We start from the raw sequence: 1,551 nt of genomic DNA, 5'->3' as shown, positions 1-1,551 counted from the left end.
CTACCCAGGGTTTCTAAGCAACAGGACTACCGTCCGAACAATGCTGAGCGAAACTTCAGATAGCCGAGCGGCCTGTCGTACTTTCGGGCCGATCTCTTGAGAACAAAGACGGCAAGAATACCGGCGAGGATATTCGAGAGCGACAGCGCCACCAGAACGGGCTGAACACCGAGGAATGAAGCAATAGCAAGCAGCGGAACGGTCAATGCAAAGGTTTTGACGAGCATCAGGCGCAGCGACAGCCCGGGCATTTGCAGGCCTACCAGAATGGCGGCGATCATGTTCAGCAAGCCGATGAATCCATAAGAAAGGGCGACAATCCGGAAGTAGAGTGTGACTAGGCGGACAACCTCGGGGTCATCCGAGAAGATGCGGGCAACCTGGCGACCAAAGGCAAAGAGTATTAGAAACAGGACAAACCCCATGATCAGCGCCAACCGTCCGGTGAATATCGCCGCGGCGTCAATCCGGTCATGGTTCTCGGCGCCGAAATTCTGAGCCACGAAAGGCGTGATCGTTGCGCTGATCGCAAATACGCCGACCAGGGCCAAAGTCTCGACCCGGTTGGCAACGCCAAAGGCAGCGACGGCCTCTGCACCATAACCTGCAAGGGCAAAAGTCATCATCAGGCCGGTCAGCGGCACCAGGCTTTGCGTGGCGACGGTGGGCAGCCCCAGGCGCAGGATGTCGAGAGCCGCCGCGACCAGAATGGCGATACTGCGCAGATCTGCAAAGGCAAGCAGCCCATGTCGGAACATGATAACTAGCATGGCAACGGCGATGAATGCGAATGACAGGCCCGAGGCCAGGGCCGCCCCCGCCATGCCCAATTCCGGGAACGGGCCGATGCCGAAGATCAGCAGATAGTCGAACACCAGATTGATGACACCGCCGATGGCAAAAATGATCTCGGCGGTTCCGACAATGCCGGTGCCGCGGACCGCGGCGCTGGCCACGATACCAAGCATCAGGAACGGCAGGGCCGGATAGAGGATGCCCATGTAGTCGCGAATAAGCGGAAGCGTCTTCTGGTCGGCACCGATGGCGGTGAAGGCCTCATCTATGGTTTGAAACCCGATCCAACTGAACCCGACCGATAGTAAGAGTGTCAATATCAGAGAGACCACAGACATCCTCGCAGCCGCCCCGCGATTACCCTGCCCGACGCTGCGGGCCACCACCGCCGCGGTTCCGACGGAGAGCCCCATGAAGATCGACAGCAGAACGAAATACGCCGTCGACGAGAATGACAGTGCGGCAAGCGCGGTCGAACCGAGTTGGCCTATGAAATAGGTGTCGACGATCTGAAACAGAAAGGTCGTCAGCATGCCAAGACTGACAGGCGCCGCCATGAACATCAGCGTGCGGTGAACGGGCGCCTGTAGAATGCGGGCGGAAGCGTCGGCCAAAGGAATTCTCCGGTCTCTCGGTTTGAAAGGCGGGCCGCTACGGCCCGCCGTTGGGATTGCATCAGGCGGCCGGTGCCTGTTCGAGAATGAGCCAATCCTGCTGGGCGAGCCAGTCGCCATACGACAGCCAGTTCACCTCTGC

Annotated in this window: 1 protein-coding gene; it reads right to left on the bottom strand. The window is 59.1% G+C overall.

Going from position 1 to position 1,551, the window contains the following annotated elements; all coding sequences use genetic code 11:
* Positions 1-26 precede the first annotated feature (26 nt).
* Positions 27-1,409: an MATE family efflux transporter gene (locus tag AC2TCY_RS22975; protein WP_480851067.1), complete on the bottom strand. Its 1,383-nt coding sequence runs from the start codon at positions 1,407-1,409 to the stop codon at positions 27-29.
* Between the last annotated feature and the right edge of the window lie 142 nt (positions 1,410-1,551).

The organism is Ruegeria sp. HKCCD7181, from assembly GCF_057221055.1.
The sequence above is the reverse complement of the archived record's forward strand: the minus strand, read 5'-3'. Positions and strand labels throughout refer to the sequence as shown.